The following is a 16,575-nucleotide window of genomic DNA, read 5'->3' on the forward strand; positions in this document are numbered from 1 at the left end:
CGCTATGACGAGCTCGCCGTCCGCTACGAGGCAACAGTGCTGGTCGCGGCCATCAATGAATGGCTTTGACCAGCACTTTCGCAACAGGCCCTAGTCGCGGCGTTCGATGGCGTTCAGGGTGAAGGTCTCCAACTCGGCCGCGGCGGCGTCGAGATCGAGCTCCGGGTGGACCAGCCAGTGCGAGATGACGCTGTCGATCGCGCCACCGATGGCCAGCGCCGTCACCCGGGTGTCGAACTCGCGCAGCCGGCCGGCCTGCTGCCCGGTGGCGAGCAGGGCGGCCAGCGCCTGCCAGCGGCCGTTGGTGTCGTGGGAGCCGGGCGTCTTGAGGCGGGTGCCGCCGTGGTCGTCCAGCAACATCTCGGTGATCACCCGGACGTGGCGGCGGTTGGCCTGCTGGTAACCGATCATCGCGCGCAGATAGGCGACCACGGCGGCGACCGGGTCGGACTCCCGTTCCACCCGCTCCCGGACGTGCGCGGTGAACTGCTCGAAGACGTGGTCGAGCGTCGCCTTGGTGACGTTGTCCTTCGAGGAGAAGTGGTACAGCACGGCCGACTTGGAGATGCCGGCCTCCTCGGCGATGGCCGAGAGCGACGTCGCCGGGTAGCCGCGGGTGGAGATCAGGTCGATCGTGCACTCGATGATCTGCCGGCGGCGGGCCTCCTCGACGAAGGTCCGCGCTCCGGGATCGGCGCTCCGGCGAGGGGTCATCGACACGCCACCCTTACGTCTCCCGAGCACACTGAACGGCCAACCGGACAAACACGTCGCACGGATCCGCCGAACCGGACGAGGTCGGTGCACCGAACGGGGCCGACACGCCGAACGAGTCCCGACCGTACACCGCCGCCTTGCGGCTTGGCGAAGCCGGAACACCGAGGCCGACGGCCCCGGCCGGGCCTGGTCCCCTCGCCGGAGGCGGAGGCGGAGGCGGAGGCCGAGACCAAGGCCGAGGCCGAGGCCGAGGCTGGGCCGGGCGGGGAGAGCGTCCCGTTCGGGGTCGTGCCTAGATGCCGAGGCGGTGCGCCCTGGTGGCCGCCTGGCCGAGCAACTGGTGGACGTCGGCCTGCCGGGTGGTCGGGGCGTCGTTGAACTCGTCGGGGGAGTCCGCGGGCTGCCCGGTGCTGCGCAGCACCTCCATCACCTGGGCGCGGGCGCGTCGGGCGTCGTCGGGCGTGCCGTAGCCGTGGGCGAGGACCGCCGCCTGGGCGCCGAGCAGGCAGACCCGTCCGGCACTGTCCCACATCGCGCCCTGCAACCAGCCGTGGAAGGCGATGTAGCGCGAGGCGAGCCGCAGGTGGTCGGCCACGCTGACGGGGACCGGCCGGGCGGGGCGGCGGACGATCCGGTCGAGCAGGGTCGGCCGGGGAACCGGGTGGTCGGCGTTCCACGGCTGCCGGACCCTCCCGTAGGCGCAGATGTACGGGACAGTGATGCGCGCGGAGGCGGGGAGGGAGGCCAGGTACGCCTCGATCTCGGCGATCAGGCCGGAGTCGTCGGGAGCCAGTACGAACGGCTGCGGGGCTCGGGTGAGGAGGGGCACAGCAGACTCCGGTGGGTGGTTTGTCGTGGTTTGTCCTCTCGTTGATAACGCGGTGGCCGTGGTCGGCGGGGGAGGCGCGCACCGGATGCATCCGCCGGGTGGCCGGCCGTACCGTGGATGGGGGTCCGACCGGACGGGGGCCGACTGTAGGAGGGCGTAATGCCTGGTTCCATGACGATTGGCCACACCGACGCGCTGGTGATGCTCAGCCACTCGGATGCCGAGCAGCTGGCGACGACACTGCGGGAGATCTCGCACCTGCTGGAGCAGTCGGGCCCCGACCGGCTCACCGATGCCCAGGTCGGCGCCCTGTCCCAGGGGCGGATGCACCGCCGCGAGGAGCTCGTGGAGTGGTGCCGGAGCGTCTCGGAGTACCTGAAGGCGCACCTGTAGGCCTGTCTGCAGGCCTACGGGCAGGAGTGCCTCCGGGTGCGCCTGCCGGCGTGGCCGCAGCGGCGTCTGCGGAAGTGCCGGTGGGTGGGCGTGTGTGTCGACGGCCGGGGTTGCGGTGGGATCCGCGACCCCGGCCGTTCGGGTGCATCCGTTCGGGGGCGACCGTTCGGGTGCGGATGTTCGATCTTCGATGGCGCTCTGACGTGCTGGATTTCCGTCGATTCGATCTGGTGGCCGAATAGTTATCGATCAAATGAGCCAGTCGTACTAATTTTTCACCCATTCCGGCCACTCGAAAGAGTGATTGTGGATGACTCCATTTGGGCTCAGCATGTGTGGAGTAAGCGACACTCATGCGCTCATGCGGAGGATCCCTCTAATGACGACCGAAACGAATCTCGGTATTCCTGCTCAGAGCGGTCAGCCGCAGAACCGGCCGCAGACCAGCCTCGGCACGGCCGGCGCCCGGAACCTGGCCACGACCACCAAGTCCGAGCCGCAGATGCAGGGCATCAGCTCCCGGTGGCTGCTCAAGATGCTGCCGTGGGTGCAGGTCTCCGGCGGTACCTACCGGGTGAACCGCCGGCTCAGTTATGCGGTCGGGCGCGGCCGGGTGAGCTTTGTGAAGACCGGTGCGGAGGTCAGGATCGTCCCGCCGTCGCTGCGTGAGGTGCCCGTGCTGCGCGGCTTCGAGGACGACGCGGTGCTGGAGGAGTTGGCGGGCCGGTTCGCCCAGCGGGATTTCGCGGCCGGTGAGGTGCTCGTCGAGGCCGGGCAGCCGATCGAGGAGGTGTTCCTGATCGCGCACGGCAAGGTCAACAAGATCGGAAGCGGCAAGTACGGCCACACCACCGTGCTCGGCGTGCTGGCCGACGGCGACCACCTCGGCGACGAGGCCGTCCGGCAGAGCGACGCGCTCTGGGACTACTCGGTCAAGGCCGCCACCGCCGGTACGGTGCTCACGCTGTCCTGGTCGGCGTTCCAGCAGCTGGTGGACCGCTCGGAGGCGCTGCGCGACCAGATCACCGCCTACCTGGCCGACGCCCAGCAGTCGCAGAACAAGCACGGCGAGGCCGAGATCGAGCTGTCCGCCGGCCACGAGGGCGAGTACGAGCTCCCCGGTACGTACGTGGACTACGAGCTCGCCCCCCGGGAGTACGAGCTGAGCGTCGCGCAGACGGTGCTCCAGGTCCACAGCCGGGTCGCGGACCTCTACAACCAGCCGATGAACCAGATCGAGCAGCAGCTGCGGCTGACGATCGAGGCGCTCCGCGAGTGCCAGGAGCACGAGCTGATCAACAACCGGGACTTCGGGCTGCTGCAGAACGCCGAGTACGACCAGCGGATCCAGACCCACTCCGGCCCGCCGACCCCGGACGACATGGACGACCTGCTCAGCCGCCGCCGGGGCACCAAGATGTTCCTCGCCCACCCGAAGGCGATCGCCGCCTTCGGTCGGGAGTGCAGCAAGCGCGGGCTCTACCCGACGCCGACCGAGGTCCAGGGTCACCAGGTCCCCGCCTGGCGCGGTGTGCCGATCTTCTCCTGCAACAAGATTCCGATCGTGGACGGGCACACCAGCTCGATCATCGCGCTGCGTACCGGCGAGGACAACCAGGGTGTGATCGGTCTGCACCAGACGGGCATTCCGGACGAGTACCAGCCGAGCCTCTCGGTGCGCTTCATGGGCATCAACGAGAAGGCGATCATCTCCTATCTGGTGAGCGCCTACTACTCCACCGCCATTCTGGTCCCGGACGCGATCGGGGTACTGGAGAATGTCGACATTGCACGCCCGCGTGACTGATTCCGACCGGCTGGTCTCTATTCGGTGCGGTCTCCGATTGAAGGCTGGATCGAAAGTCGGGTCGAAGGCCGGTCGAAAATCGGACAGAAAGTCCGACCGAAAGTCGGCCTGAAAGCTGGAATGAAAATCTGACCGGATAGTCGGCCGGACAGCCGGCCGTGAATCCGGGCCGGAGAGCGGGGTGTGCTCGATGCAGTCTGCTGCAGTCCTCCGGGCACGCCCCGCTGCCCCGTTCGTCACCACTCCGACCGCACCGGCCGGACACTGCAGAAGGAGACCCGAGTGGACAGCTCACCGACCGTCCCGCGGGTGCCGACCGGTCCGACCGGCCTCGGCACGGCGAGCACCAGGATCCTCGGCCTGTCGGGCGCCCGGCCCGTGGACCCCGGAGCGGGCATCGGCGGAACGGTGGCCGGGCACGCCGAGGAGGCATCCGCCGTACGGCCGTCCGGGTCGGCGGTGCGAGACCTCCCGGGGGAGGCGGCCGGTGTCCTGGCGCGAGCCCTGGCCGCTGCCGCACCGGGCGGCGGGGCCGGGGCGGTGGGTGACGGCACCACCGACGGCACCACTGGTGGCGCGACCGGCGGAGCGGCCCGGATCGGCTGAGCGGCCGACGCGTTCGATCGGAACGGCCGAGGTCGGGAGCGGTCGAGACCGGGAGCGGTCGAGGTCGGGAGCGGTCGAGACCGGGATTGGTCGAGGTCGGGAACGGCCGAGCACGTGCAGGATCCGACCCACGGCAGGGTCGGCGAAGTGGCTGGGCGCGGCTTCACCGGGAGGCCCGCCAGGAGAGCCGGAACGATCTGGGGGAGGAGCACGCATGGGGATCTTCACACTCGAGCGCCGCAACCGGGAGGGCCACCAGGCCGCCGATGTGCTGGCCCGTACCCGGGCACTCGTCGACCCGGCGCTGCGCGCGGCGGTCGGCACACTGCCCGAATCGACGCGCCGGATCGCGGAGTACCACTTCGGGTGGCGGGAGCCGGACGGCACGCCGTCGGACACCGGTTCGGGCAAGGCGATCCGTCCGGCCCTGGTGCTGGCGGCGGCGCAGGCCGTCGGCGGCCGGCCGGCCGAAACCGTCCGGGCGGCGGCCGCCGTCGAGCTGGTGCACAACTTCACCCTGCTGCACGACGACGTCATCGACCGGGATCAGACCCGGCGCCACCGGCTCACCGCCTGGCGGGTGTTCGGCACCACAGGGGCCATCCTGGCCGGTGACGCGCTGCACTCGCTCGCGCTGCGCACCCTCGCCGAGGACGAGCACCCGGCCACCCCGGCGGCCGTCCGCCGCCTCGCCGACTGCGTCGTCGAGCTCTGCGAGGGCCAGCAGAGCGACTGCGCCTTCGAACAGCGCAACGACGTCTCCCTCGCCGAGTGCCTGGCCATGGCCGAGGGCAAGACCGGCGCCCTGCTCGGCTGCGCCTGCGCGATCGGCGCGCTCTACGCGGGCGCCGACGAGGACGCGGCGCGGGCGATGGACGCCTTCGGCCGGGAGATCGGCCTGGCCTTCCAGCTGATCGACGACCTGATCGGCATCTGGGGCGACTCGGCCGTCACCGGGAAGCCGGTCGGCGCGGATCTGGCCGCCCGCAAGAAGTCGCTGCCCGTGGTCCACGCCCTGTCCTCCGGCACTTCGGAGGCCGCCGTGCTCGCCGAGCTCTACGCACTGGAACGGCCTTTGAGTGCCGATGAGTTGCTGGCCGCGGCGGCAGCGGTGGACGGCGCCGGCGGACGGGTCTGGGCGCAGACCGAGTCCTGCGAGCGGATGGCGGCCGCGATCGGTCACCTCTCCGCCGCCGTCCCCGACCCGACGGCCGCCGACGACCTGCTCGCGCTCGCCGAACTGGTCACCCGCCGCACCCACTGAGGGCCCGCGCCCGGTTCCGGGTCCGACCGCCCTTGCGCTCACAGCCCCTTCGTACCTCTGCAATTCCGTACAACCGCAAGGGCAGGGAAACACAGCACATGAGTCTGTTGGACATCGGAATCCTGGTCGGCGTCCTGCTGGCCGTCTCGGCAGCGCTGTACCTGGTGCAGCGCTACATCCCGCACCCGGTGCGCGAGGTTCACAACGACGTCGCGGGGTTCATCTTCGCCGCCGTCGGCGTGCTCTACGCGGTACTGCTGGCATTCGTGGTGATCGCGGTCTGGGAGAACAACGACGCGGCCCGCAAGACCACCTTCAAGGAGGCCGACTCGCTGGCCGGGGTCTACTGGATCTCCCGCCAGCTGCCCGCCCCCCTGGGTCCGCAGCTGGAGCGGCACACCCTGGACTACGCCCAGATGGTCAAGGACACCGAGTGGCCGCTGATGGCGCATCACGAGTCCAGTCCGGCCGCGACCGACCTCGTCTACAAGATCCGCGGTGACGTCTTCTCGATCCAGGCCGGGAACGACCAGCAGCGGGTGCTCTACGACCACGCGGTCAGCCACCTGGAGAGCCTGGCCTCCGAGCGCCGTTCCCGGCTGAGCCAGGTGGACGAGGACGTGCCGCCGCTGCTCTGGGCCGCGCTGATCCTGGGAGCGGTGCTGACGATCGGCTTCACCTTCCTGTTCGGTCTCTCCAACACCTTCTCGCACGCCCTGATGGTGCTGGCGCTCAGCGGTCTGGTGGTGATCTCGCTGATCGTCATCAAGGAGATGGACTTCCCGTTCACGGGGGTCACGGCGGTCAAACCGACCGCCTTCGACGTCTTCCTGCAACGCCTCCCCACTCCGCGTTAGCGGATGCCCGCAGGGGCGCGCGGTGCAGGTTCGCCGCGCGCCCCTGCGGCGCTCTCCGGAGCCGGCCTCCCGAGGTGCTCTCCGGGGGCGAGCTCCTGGAGCGATCTGCCGGGGTGATCGTCAGGAGGCCGCCTGTTCCAGCAGGCCGCGCTCCTTCTCCGGAGCGATCCCGAGCGGGACGGTCCCCTGGAGGTAGGGCTCCGTGCGGGGGCCGCGCTGCCGGATCCACGCCCAGGTGTCGCGGACGGACTCGGCGATCGGGCGGCAGTTCAGCCCGGCGGCCCGGGCCCGGGCGGTGTCGGCCAGCCAGACGGCCTGCCACTCGGGCTGGTCCGGCGACCAGAGCGGCAGTTCGACCCAGGGCATGACCTCGGCCGCGAGCAGGGCCTCGTCACCGACCCAGACCAGTTCGGCCCTGCCGCCGGTGGCGTCCGCACAGGCGGTCAGCCACTCGCCCATGGTGGTCGAGCCGGGCGGCGCGGTGGTCACGTACCGGCCGCCGGCGCCGCGCTCGACCAGGTCGAGCCCGAAGGCCGCGAAGTCGCGCGCGTCGATCAGCTGCATCGTCCGGTCGGGGTTGCCGGGGGCGACCACCCGACCGCCCTGCGCCATGCGCTCCAGCCACCAGGGCATCCGGCCGACGCTCTCGTACGGACCGATCAGCAGACCGCAGTTGAGGATCAGCGACTTCTCGGCGCCGAACTGTTCGAGCAGCGCGCGCTCGCAGCCGGCCTTGAGCGCGTTCGCGGGTGGCTGGTCGGGCGGGGTGTCGGCCGGGCAGGGGTGGGTGGGGGAGTCCTCGCCGACCGGAAGAGCGGGCCAGTCGGTGAAGGCGTGGATCGAGGAGACGAAGCTGTAGTGGCCGGCGTGCGGCCGCAGCAGACGGGCGGCGAGGGCGACGGCGGCGGGCTGCTGGCCGGAGGTGTCCACCACGGCGTCCCAGCGCCGGCCGTCGACCAGTCGCTCCAGGTCGGCGGCCGAGTTGCGGTCGCCCCGGACCACCTCGACGCCGTCCTGGTCGGCTCCGGTGCGGCCGCGGTTGAAGGTGGTGATCCGGTGGCCGCGGCGCAGCGCCTCGGTGACGTAGGCACGGCCGAGGAAGGACGTGCCGCCAAGCACAAGGATGTTCATACCGGAAAGACTGCGCGTCATCGGCCTTTCCCGGTACGGCCGTTCACTTTCGGCGGAGTGTGTTCACCCGCAGCGGAGTGCGGCGTGTCGGCCTGGCGGGCGGTCCTCGGCCGGTTCCCGAGTGCGCCCGGCGTGCCACGGCTCCGGACCGCACCGGGCATCCTCTTTGTACTGTAATGTCCGAATGGCTCATCGACCGGCCAGTCGACCGTCGGTGCGATCAGGCCGGTCCGACCAGGCAGTGGGGAGTACGGCAGCATGGGCAACCCGGCGCTCGTGGACCCGGCGACGATCAGGGAGACCGCTGCCGAGGCGTGGATCTGGGGCTGCGCGCTGCTGGAGAACTACCGGACCATGTACGCGCAGGCCGTCGACGACGCGGACCCGCGTTTCGTCGGCGGCTTCGGCGTCTTCCGCCACTACCGGAACCCGTTCGCCCCGGCCGATGTCGACCTGGTGGCGACCAGCAGCGACACTCCGTACTCCTGTGCCTGGCTCGACCTGCGGGCGGAGCCGTGGGTGCTGGAAGTCCCGGCCATGGACCGCTACTACGTCCTCGCGGTGCACGACCTCGACACCTCGTACGTCGGCTTCGTCGGCTCCCGCACCACCGGGCAGGCGGCAGGCCGCTACCTGATCACCGGTCCGCACTCGGCCGACGCGGGCCGCCCGGGGCCTGGCGCGGGCCGCCAGGGGTCGGACGAGAGCGGCCAGGGGCCCGGGGGTGACCGTCCGGGATCCGGAGCGAGCCGGGGGTTCGACGGGGTCCTGCGGGCGGACACCGAGCTGGTCGGCATCCTGGGCCGCACGTACCTGGCGGGGCCGCAGGACGCGCCCGAGCTGCAGAAGCTCCAGTCGCAGTACCTCCTCACGCCGCTCAGCGGGTATCTCGGCACTCCGCCGCCGCCGGCCAGGCCCGAGCCGCACTGGCCGGTATGGCGGAACGCCGAGGTGCTGGAGACGCTGGAGTTCTTCGTCCTGCTGGACTTCCTGCTCGGCTTCTTCCCGGTGCTGCCCACCGAGGCGGGGCTGCGCAACCGGCTGGCCGAACTCGACGTCGGGGCGGGGGACTTCGAACCGGCGGCGCTGCCGCTGGACGTCCGCGAGGCGATGCTGCAGGGCATCGCGGACGGCCGGGCCCGGCTGGCTGCGGAGACCGCCAAGGGGCCGGACTCCACCGCCTGGTTCGGCACCCGGGCGCAGCTCGGCAGCGACTACCTGGCCCGCGCGGTGGGTGCCCGGCAGGGCGGGTACGGACTGCCGGTCGAGGAGGTCTGGTGCACCGACTGGCTCGCCGACGACCAGGGAAACAGTCCGCTGGACGCCGCCGAACACCGCTACACCCTCGACTTTCCGGCCGGGCAGCTCCCGCCGGCCAGGTTCTTCTGGTCCGTGGCCGTGTACCGGCTGCCCGGGCGCCTGCTGGTGCCGAACCCGGCGGGCCGCCACACGATCGGCAGCCACACCCCCGGTCTGGTGCACGGGAAGGACGGCTCGCTCACCCTGTTCCTCCGGCGCGAGCGGCCCACCGATCCGGCGGAGGCGGCCAACTGGCTTCCGGCGCCAGGCGGGCCGTTCACCGTCGTGCTCCGGGTGTACGGGCCCGAACCGCCGGTGCTGGACGGGCGGTGGCAGCTTCCCCAGCTCAACGTCCAGGAACCGCAGGTCGATTGACCGGAGGCCGGAACCTCTGACCGGAGACCGGAACTTCTGACCGGAAGGGACACCCGCATGTCCGATGCCGCCCTGAAGGCGCTGGCGGCCGACGCCTACGTCTACGGCAGCCCGATCGTCCGCGGCCTCGGCACGGTCGGCGCCTTCGTGGAACGCGGCATGGGCAGCGGCCTGCCGCCCACCCCCTTCAACCGCTTCGTCCACGCCAGGGAACCGGCCACGCCCCGGACCGAGTTCCCCTCGGCCAACAGCGACGTCCTCTACTCCTTCGCCCAACTGGACCTCTCCGGCGGGCCGGTGCTGCTGCACGTCCCGGACAGCAGGGGCAGCTACTTCGTGCTCCAGTTCGTGGACGCCTGGACCAACAACTTCGCCTACCTGGGCCGCCGTTCCACCGGCACCGCCGAGCAGACCTGGTTGGTCACCCCGCCGCACTGGCACGGGACGGCGTCCGAGGACGTCCAGGTGATCGTCTCGCCGACCACCGTCGCCACCATCGTCGGCCGCTACGTCTGCGACGGTCCGGCGGACCTCCCCAGGGTCCTCGACCTCCAGCGGCGGCTGACCCTCGCCCCGCTGGAGCCCGGCGGGGTGTACGCCGGACTCCCCGAGCCCGACCCGGGCGTCCCGGAGGAGCTGCGTTTCCTCGAACGGCTCCGGCGGTGGACGGCCGCCTTCCCGCCCGCCGAACCCGACCTGGCCTACCAGCAGCGGTTCGCGCCGCTCGGCCTGCTGGACACCGGAACCTCCCCGTACCTCGCTCCCGAGCCCGCCTGGGCGGCGGCCCTGGCCAACGGCCTGGCCGCGGGCGAGGAGCGGGTCGAGGCCGTGACCGGTCCGGCCGAGGACCGCCCCGCCGGGGAGTGGGCCGTGAGCCTGCACCTCTTCGACTACAACCTCGACCACTTCGGGCCCGGCACGGTCGCCTCCCGGGACTGGCGCACCGCCGACCGCCGGGCCGCCTACCTCGTCCGCGCGGCGGCCGCCCGCACCGGCCTCTGGGGCAACCACGCGTACGAGGCCACCTACGCCACCACCCACGACGACGCCGAGGGCAGGCCGCTCACCGGTGCCCGCTCGTACACCCTGCGCCTGGACGGCCCGCCGCCGGTCGACGCCTTCTGGTCGGTCACCGTCTACGACCTGCCCGGCCGCCGGCTGACCGAGAACCTGATCGGCCGCTACTCGATCGGCGACCGCACGCCCGGCCTGGCGTACGGGAAGGACGGTTCGGTCACCCTGGTCCTCCAGCACGAGCGGCCGACCGACCCGGTCGAGACGGCGAACTGGCTGCCGACACCGGCCGGCGAGTTCCGGCCGGTCCTGCGGATGTACCAGCCCAGGGCCACCGTGCTGGACGGCTCGTACCGGCTGCCGCCGCTCGAACCCCGCTGACCGGGGCCGGCCCGCGGCGCAGGCGGCCTCACCCGCGCTCGGCCGCCGGGTGGTCCGTCCGCCCCTCCTGCCAGAGACCGACTGGTCGGCGGCCCAAGGCGTCCGGGGCTCGCCTGCCAGGTCCCCCGTCTCCCCGGGCTCCGGCTCGCCCGGTTGTCCGCTCGCCCGTTGTCCGCTTCTCGGTTGTCTGCTTTGCCCGTGACAGGAGGCCCGCTTTGGGCGGTGCGGTCGGACAGATGCTGGCCTCGGCGGTCGGTGTCGCGATCAGTCCGGTGACGCTGGTCGCGACGGTCCTGCTGCTGGCCAGCCCGCGCGGCCGGGTGAACGGCACCGCCTTCGTGCTCGGGTGGTCGGCGACACTGGCGGCGCTCACCACGGCGGTCGTGGCCGTCCTGGCGGTCCTGACCGCCGCGGGCGCGCTCCCGGAGCCGGGCGGTGGTGAGGCCAGGCCCCCCTGGGCGTGGTGGGTCGCTCTGGCCGTGGGGCTCCTGCTCCTGCTGCTCGGCGCTCGGCGGTGGCGGGAACGCCCGCGGGAGGGGCATGTGCACCGTCCGCCCGCCTGGCTGGCGGCCGTCGACCGGCTCACCCCGGTCCGGTCGGCCGGACTGGCCGCCGCCCTGGTCACGGCCGATCCGAAGAACCTGCTGCCGGTGGTCGGCGGCGCGGTCGCCATCGCGACCAGCGGTGGCGGGCCGGGTGCCAAGGCCTTGGCCCTGGTGCTGATGGTGCTGGTGGGATCTCTGTGCACCCTGCTGCCGCTCGCCGTCCACCTGTGCGGCGGCGCCGGGTCCGCAAAGGTACTGGGCGAGTGGAAGGCGTGGATGTCCACCCACAACTCCGCGATCGCGACCGTGCTGCCGGTCGTGCTGGGGGCCGAGTACGTCGGTGCCGCGATCACCGGGCTGTCCGGCTGACGACCGGAGCCGTCCCGCGCCGCCGGACCCAGGGCCGCCGGGCGGAGGGTGCGCCGAGGAGGCCGGGGTCGGGGTCGGGCTCGCCGCCGGTGGGGTGGCACTCGGGGCGGGTGAGGAGGCGGAGGGGGTCGGCGCGGGCGTCGGCGTGCCCGGGGGCGGTGCGGTCGAGGCCGTGGGGGCGGGCGAGGGAGAGCCGCCACGGTGTTCGGGGCCGCCCTCCAGGGTGACCACGGCCTCGGACGGCGGGAAGGCGATCCGGGCGGTCCACCGGGTCCGCGGGGCACGGTCCTCGTCCACCGTCACCGTGATGGTGATCCGTTGGCCTGGCGCCAGGGTGCCGGAATCCCGGCTGAGCCGGAGCCAGTCGGCATCGAGGACGGCATGCCACTGGAGTGCGGTGCCGCCGGTATCGGTCAGTGTGATGACCGTACGGCCGGAGAACTCCCGAGCCTCGACGGTCAGTTGTGCGGGCGCGGGAGCGGGAGCCGGCGCGGTTCCGGGGGCCGGCGGCTGCGCCCCGCCGACCGGGGCGGCGACCAGCCCGGGGCCGTCGAGCCGGGCCGAGCCGCCGGCCGGTACGGGCACCGCCGCGCCCGCGATCGATGGCAGCAACGTTTCTGCGCCCCGGACGGCGGCCAACTGCAGCCCTCCGGCGCGGGTCCGGCCACCCGGCGCCGAACGGGGGCCGGGCCCATCACCGGGGGCGGGCACCTCGGTCGTGTCCACCCGGACGGCCGACACGCCGCCCGCACCCTGGGCGTCGCCGTGGTGGGCGCCCCAGAGCGCCACCACCGGCGCCGCCAGCACCGCGGCCAGCACGCCCGTGGTCACCATCCGCTGGCGCCCCGCCGGCGCCCGGCCCTGGCCCGGCGCCCGGTGCCGGGGGAACCCGCTCCGGTCGAACCGCAGCTCCCCGGGCGCGGACCCGGCCCGCAGCGCCCGGCGGCCCGCCGCCGCGCCCGCCAGGAACGCCGCCCCCGCCGCACCGTTGGCGGGACGCCCGGGCGCCGACCCGACCCGCAGTGTCACCGGCGCCGTCAGCACGGGCAGCCCCGGCGACCCGGCGAGGCCGGCGCCCGGTCCGCCCGCCGCCCGGTCGGCCGCCGCACGGCAGGTCGGGCAGTCGCCCACGTGCTGCACCAGCTCGCGGCGGAGCGCCGGGCCGAGCACCCGGTCCGGCCGGTCCGCCGCCCCCGGGCCGCCCAGCTGGGCCAGCACCGGGCAGCCGCCCGTACCGAGCACCAGCAGCGCCGTCCGGGTTCTGGCCACCTCTGCCGCGGCGGTGGCCAGCAGCCCGTCCGCCGTCGCGGCGGAGAGCCCGAGCACGGCCGCGACCTCGGCCGGTCCGAGCCGGTGACGCACCGCCAGTTCCAGGGCCTCCCGCTGCTCCGGACCGGTGCCCGCCGCCTCCGGCCAGGCCAGCGAGGCCAGCTCGCGCCGCTGCTGCGCGGCGAGCACGGGACGCGTCGCGGTCCGCAGCGGTGCCGCGGTGCCCGGCGGCACCGTGAACCGCTCCGCCGGGGGCTGCTGCGGGTCGGGCCCGTGCTCCAGCCGCCGCAGGCAGCTGTACCGCGCCAGAGCGTACAGCCAGGCCCGCAGCAGGCCGGGCTCGGCGAGCCGCTCGCCGTGGCGCAGGGCCAGGTCGCGGACCTCCCGTACGGCGGCGACGGCCGCGTCGTGCCCGCACAGGACGGAGAGGCAGTAGGTGAACAGGCCGTCGACGCACTGGTCGTACGCCTGGAGGACCGGGGAGCCGGCCGGTGGTGGGGGAGCAAGCCTGGTGGTCACGGAGCCGACGCTAGGGAGACGGGTGCCGCGCTTCCGGTCGATCCCGGGCGCTGTACTTCTTTCGGGTAACAACACCACGCTTCGCCCCTGGGGACCCGGCCGGGCGTGCAGGGGCACGGGGCACAGGGGTACAGGGGTACAGGGACACAGCGGTGCGAGCGCGCGGGGCGAGGCGAGCCGGCGCCCGGCCGACCGCGCCCCGGCTGCGGGCGGTCCCGGTCCCGGTGGCGGTCCCGGACTGTCGTACCCACCGGCTACGGTTGGCGACATGGCTGCCCGCACCAAGACCACCGCCAAGCCGCGACCGGCGTACCGCTGCACCGAGTGCGGCAACCAGCTGCCCAAGTGGGTCGGCCGCTGTCCCGAGTGCAACGCCTGGGGCACCGTCGAGGAGTACGGCGCGGTGCCGATCCGGACGACGGCCGCGGGCCCGGTCAGTGCGCCCGCCAAGCCGATCGGGCAGGTGGACGGCCAGGTCGCCACCGCCCGCACCACCGGTGTGCCCGAGCTGGACCGGGTGCTCGGCGGCGGGATCGTGCCCGGCGCGGTGGTGCTGCTCGCGGGCGAGCCGGGTGTCGGCAAGTCGACCCTGCTGCTGGACGTCGCCGCCAAGGCCGCCAGCGCCCGGCACCGCACCCTCTACGTCACGGGTGAGGAGTCGGCCGGGCAGGTCCGGCTGCGCGCCGACCGGATCAACGCGCTCTCCGACCACCTCTACCTCGCCGCCGAGTCCGACCTCGGCGCGGTCCTCGGCCACATCGAGGCGGTCAACCCCGGGCTGCTGATCCTGGACTCGGTGCAGACCATCGCCTCCGCCGAGCTGGACGGCGCCCCCGGCGGCCCGGCCCAGGTCCGCGAGGTGGCGGGGGCACTGATCCGGGCCTCCAAGGAACGCGGGATGGCCACCCTGCTGGTCGGCCACGTCACCAAGGACGGCCAGATCGCCGGCCCGCGCCTGCTGGAGCACCTGGTGGACGTGGTGCTGAGCTTCGAGGGGGACAGGCACGCCCGGCTGCGCATCATCCGGGGGGTCAAGAACCGCTACGGCGCCACCGACGAGGTCGGCTGCTTCGAGCTGCACGACGAGGGCATCGCGGGCCTGGCCGACCCGTCCGGCCTTTTCCTGACGCGCCGTGACAAGCCGGTGCCGGGGACGTGTCTGACGGTCACTCTGGAGGGTCGCCGCCCGCTGGTGGCCGAGGTGCAGGCGCTGATGGTGGATTCGCAGATCCCCTCCCCGCGCCGGACCACCTCCGGACTGGAGTCCCCCCGGATCGCGATGATCCTGGCCGTGGTCGAGCGGCACGGCGGCGTGAAGCTCGGCAAACAGGACATCTACACCGCGACGGTCGGCGGTGTGAAGCTCACCGAGCCCTCCGCGGACCTGGCCATCGCGCTCGCCGTGGCCAGCTCCTCGTCCGACACCCCGCTGCCGAGCAACCTGGTGGCGATCGGCGAGGTCGGCCTGGCCGGTGAGGTCCGCCGGGTCACGGGCGTGCAGCGGCGGCTGGCCGAGGCGCACCGGCTGGGGTTCACCCACGCACTGGTCCCGCCGGACCCGGGCAAGGTTCCCAAGGGCATGACGGTGGTCGAGGTCTCCGACATCGGTGAGGCACTGCGGGCCATCCCGGGCCGCCGCCGGTCCTCGCGACCGAAGGCGGACGGCGCCAACACCGCTGCGCCGCAGGGGCGTTCGGCCTCGCGGTCGGTCCCCGCGCCGGCCGTCGCGGCCTACCCCGAGGAGCTGATGGCCGGGTGGGAGCCGGTGGACTCCGACGAACTGGCCTGACCCCGGTCCCGATATTGCCGTGCACAGTTAGACTTTGCCCTGTCCAATTGGCACGAAGTGCAGTAAATGAGCAGCGACAGACCGTCGGGCGCCACGCCACACGGTCCGGGGCGACCGGAGGAGTCACGTGGCAGCCAGCGACCGGGCGGACAAGTCCTCCCGCGAAGAGGCCCTGCTGCGGGCTTCCCTTCAGGCCATCGCGCCGGGCACCCCGCTGCGCGACGGCCTCGAGCGGGTCCTCCGCGCCAACACCGGCGGCCTGGTGGTGCTGGGCTTCGACCGCACCGTCGAATCGCTCTGCACCGGCGGCTTCGTGCTGGACGTCGAGTTCTCCGCGACCAGGCTGCGCGAGCTGTGCAAGCTGGACGGCGCGGTGGTGCTCGACAAGGACATCACCAAGATCGTCCGGGCCGGGGTGCACCTGATGCCCGACTCCACCATCCCCACCGACGAGACCGGCACCCGGCACCGCACGGCGGAGCGGGTGAACCGCCAGACCGGGTTCCCTGTGGTCGCCGTCTCGCACTCGATGCGCCTGATCGCGATGTACGTCAACGGCACCCGGCGGGTGCTGGAGGACTCCACCACCGTGCTGTCCCGCGCCAACCAGGCGCTGGCCACCCTGGAGCGGTACAAGCTGCGCCTGGACGAGGTCGCGGGCACGCTCTCCGCGTTGGAGATCGAGGACCTGGTCACCGTCCGGGACGTCGCCGCGGTGGTCCAGCGGCTGGAGATGGTCCGGCTGATCGCCGCCGAGATCGCCGGGTACGTCCTGGAGCTCGGCACCGACGGCCGGCTGCTCTCGCTCCAGCTGGACGAGCTGATCGCGGGTGTCGAGCCCGAGCGCGAACTGGTCGCCCGCGACTACTTCCCCGAGCGGGCCGCCAAGAAGGGCCGCACCGTCCCCGAGGTCCTCGACGACCTGGAGGCGCTCACCCACGCCGAGCTGCTCGACCTCCAGACCGTGGCCAAGGCACTGGGCTACTCCGGGTCGCCCGAGTCGCTGGACTCGGCGGTCTCGCCGCGCGGCTACCGGCTGCTGGCCAAGGTCCCGCGGCTGCCCAACACCGTGATCGAGCGGCTGGTCGAGCACTTCGGCGGGTTGCAGAAGCTGCTCGCCGCCAGCATCGACGACCTGCAGACCGTCGAGGGCGTCGGCGAGACGCGGGCCCGCTCGGTGCGCGAGGGGCTGTCGCGCCTCGCGGAATCGTCCATCCTGGAGCGGTACGTCTGACGCTCGGTCACGGCTGCCCGAACGCCCCCGGTTTCGCCGAGGAGCGCGGGGGCTGTGGCGACCCGTCGGGTCGCGAGACATCCGTCACCTGTCAGTGTCGCCGTCCGGCAGTCAAGTTGACGCGACGACTGGCCTTCTCGGCGGAGCGACGCGCCGCCCGCCGCGCGAACTGCCGCG

General features: G+C 72.9%; 14 protein-coding genes and 1 pseudogene. 11 read left to right on the plus strand and 4 right to left on the minus strand.

Translation table 11 applies throughout. From position 1 onward, the window contains the following. Nucleotides 1–90: 90 nt before the first annotated feature. Both ACFC1R_RS17465 and ACFC1R_RS17470 read right to left on the minus strand, forming a co-directional pair. Nucleotides 91–714, minus strand: a complete 624-nt coding sequence (locus ACFC1R_RS17465; protein WP_375939390.1) for a TetR/AcrR family transcriptional regulator — start codon at nt 712–714, stop codon at nt 91–93. 295 nt (nt 715–1,009) lie between these two features. After that, on the minus strand, nt 1,010–1,546 hold the full coding sequence (locus ACFC1R_RS17470; protein WP_375939392.1) for a hypothetical protein: 537 nt from the start codon (nt 1,544–1,546) through the stop codon (nt 1,010–1,012). 171 nt (nt 1,547–1,717) lie between these two features. On the opposite strand from ACFC1R_RS17470, the gene ACFC1R_RS17475 reads away from it, so the two are divergent. From ACFC1R_RS17475 to ACFC1R_RS17495, 5 genes are all read left to right on the plus strand, one after another. Continuing rightward, nucleotides 1,718–1,939, plus strand: a complete 222-nt coding sequence (locus ACFC1R_RS17475) for a hypothetical protein (protein ID WP_375939394.1) — start codon at nt 1,718–1,720, stop codon at nt 1,937–1,939. Nucleotides 1,940–2,318: 379 nt separating this feature from the next. Beyond that, nucleotides 2,319–3,746 carry a family 2B encapsulin nanocompartment shell protein gene (locus ACFC1R_RS17480; protein WP_375939396.1) on the plus strand — a complete coding sequence of 476 codons (1,428 nt, stop codon included), beginning with the start codon at nt 2,319–2,321 and terminating at the stop codon, nt 3,744–3,746. A 282-nt stretch (nt 3,747–4,028) separates the two neighbouring features. Continuing rightward, the gene (locus ACFC1R_RS17485) at nt 4,029–4,352 is read left to right on the plus strand and encodes a hypothetical protein (protein WP_375939398.1); all 324 of its coding nucleotides are present in this window, start codon (nt 4,029–4,031) and stop codon (nt 4,350–4,352) included. 214 nt (nt 4,353–4,566) lie between these two features. Then, complete coding sequence (locus ACFC1R_RS17490) at nt 4,567–5,616, plus strand: family 2 encapsulin nanocompartment cargo protein polyprenyl transferase (protein WP_375939400.1); 1,050 nt, start codon at nt 4,567–4,569, stop codon at nt 5,614–5,616. Between the two features lie 98 nt (nt 5,617–5,714). Beyond that, nucleotides 5,715–6,473 carry a DUF4239 domain-containing protein gene (locus tag ACFC1R_RS17495; RefSeq protein WP_375939401.1) on the plus strand — a complete coding sequence of 253 codons (759 nt, stop codon included), beginning with the start codon at nt 5,715–5,717 and terminating at the stop codon, nt 6,471–6,473. Nucleotides 6,474–6,593: 120 nt separating this feature from the next. Here the strand turns inward: ACFC1R_RS17495 and ACFC1R_RS17500 are convergent, their stop codons facing one another. Continuing rightward, nucleotides 6,594–7,604, minus strand: coding sequence for an NAD-dependent epimerase/dehydratase family protein (locus ACFC1R_RS17500; RefSeq protein ID WP_375939403.1), 1,011 nt, complete (start codon nt 7,602–7,604; stop codon nt 6,594–6,596). Nucleotides 7,605–7,862: 258 nt separating this feature from the next. On the opposite strand from ACFC1R_RS17500, the gene ACFC1R_RS17505 reads away from it, so the two are divergent. From ACFC1R_RS17505 to ACFC1R_RS17515, 3 genes are all read left to right on the plus strand, one after another. Next, a complete protein-coding gene (locus ACFC1R_RS17505) occupies nt 7,863–9,278 on the plus strand; it encodes a DUF1254 domain-containing protein (protein WP_375939405.1) in 1,416 nt (471 codons plus the stop codon). A 57-nt stretch (nt 9,279–9,335) separates the two neighbouring features. Next, nucleotides 9,336–10,673 carry a DUF1254 domain-containing protein gene (locus tag ACFC1R_RS17510; protein ID WP_375939407.1) on the plus strand — a complete coding sequence of 446 codons (1,338 nt, stop codon included), beginning with the start codon at nt 9,336–9,338 and terminating at the stop codon, nt 10,671–10,673. Between the two features lie 215 nt (nt 10,674–10,888). Continuing rightward, nucleotides 10,889–11,587 carry a GAP family protein gene (locus ACFC1R_RS17515; RefSeq protein WP_375939409.1) on the plus strand — a complete coding sequence of 233 codons (699 nt, stop codon included), beginning with the start codon at nt 10,889–10,891 and terminating at the stop codon, nt 11,585–11,587. 279 nt (nt 11,588–11,866) lie between these two features. Here the strand turns inward: ACFC1R_RS17515 and ACFC1R_RS17520 are convergent. Then, nucleotides 11,867–12,421: pseudogene (locus ACFC1R_RS17520) on the minus strand (hypothetical protein); the annotation flags it as partial. A gap of 297 nt (nt 12,422–12,718) precedes the next feature. Between ACFC1R_RS17520 and ACFC1R_RS17525 the strand changes: the two are divergent. From ACFC1R_RS17525 to disA, 3 genes are all read left to right on the plus strand, one after another. After that, the gene (locus tag ACFC1R_RS17525) at nt 12,719–13,444 is read left to right on the plus strand and encodes a hypothetical protein (RefSeq protein ID WP_375939411.1); all 726 of its coding nucleotides are present in this window, start codon (nt 12,719–12,721) and stop codon (nt 13,442–13,444) included. Nucleotides 13,445–13,643: 199 nt separating this feature from the next. Next, entirely contained in the window at nt 13,644–15,164 is a 1,521-nt protein-coding gene (gene radA, locus ACFC1R_RS17530; protein WP_375939413.1) for a DNA repair protein RadA, read from the plus strand. Between the two features lie 175 nt (nt 15,165–15,339). Then, nucleotides 15,340–16,398, plus strand: a complete 1,059-nt coding sequence (gene disA, locus ACFC1R_RS17535; protein WP_082119504.1) for a DNA integrity scanning diadenylate cyclase DisA — start codon at nt 15,340–15,342, stop codon at nt 16,396–16,398. Nucleotides 16,399–16,575 lie beyond the last annotated feature (177 nt).

It is taken from the genome of Kitasatospora sp. NPDC056138 (assembly GCF_042264695.1).
Classification (GTDB): domain Bacteria; phylum Actinomycetota; class Actinomycetes; order Streptomycetales; family Streptomycetaceae; genus Kitasatospora.

Coding starts and splice junctions, on each gene's coding strand:
- ACFC1R_RS17480 (WP_375939396.1), top strand. CDS start 2,319: ATGACGACCGAAACGAATCTCGGTATTCCTGCTCAGAGCGGTCAGCCG.
- ACFC1R_RS17505 (WP_375939405.1), top strand. CDS start 7,863: ATGGGCAACCCGGCGCTCGTGGACCCGGCGACGATCAGGGAGACCGCT.
- ACFC1R_RS17500 (WP_375939403.1), bottom strand. CDS start 7,604: ATGAACATCCTTGTGCTTGGCGGCACGTCCTTCCTCGGCCGTGCCTAC.
- ACFC1R_RS17475 (WP_375939394.1), top strand. CDS start 1,718: ATGACGATTGGCCACACCGACGCGCTGGTGATGCTCAGCCACTCGGAT.
- ACFC1R_RS17510 (WP_375939407.1), top strand. CDS start 9,336: ATGTCCGATGCCGCCCTGAAGGCGCTGGCGGCCGACGCCTACGTCTAC.
- ACFC1R_RS17490 (WP_375939400.1), top strand. CDS start 4,567: ATGGGGATCTTCACACTCGAGCGCCGCAACCGGGAGGGCCACCAGGCC.
- ACFC1R_RS17465 (WP_375939390.1), bottom strand. CDS start 714: ATGACCCCTCGCCGGAGCGCCGATCCCGGAGCGCGGACCTTCGTCGAG.
- radA (WP_375939413.1), top strand. CDS start 13,644: ATGGCTGCCCGCACCAAGACCACCGCCAAGCCGCGACCGGCGTACCGC.
- ACFC1R_RS17495 (WP_375939401.1), top strand. CDS start 5,715: ATGAGTCTGTTGGACATCGGAATCCTGGTCGGCGTCCTGCTGGCCGTC.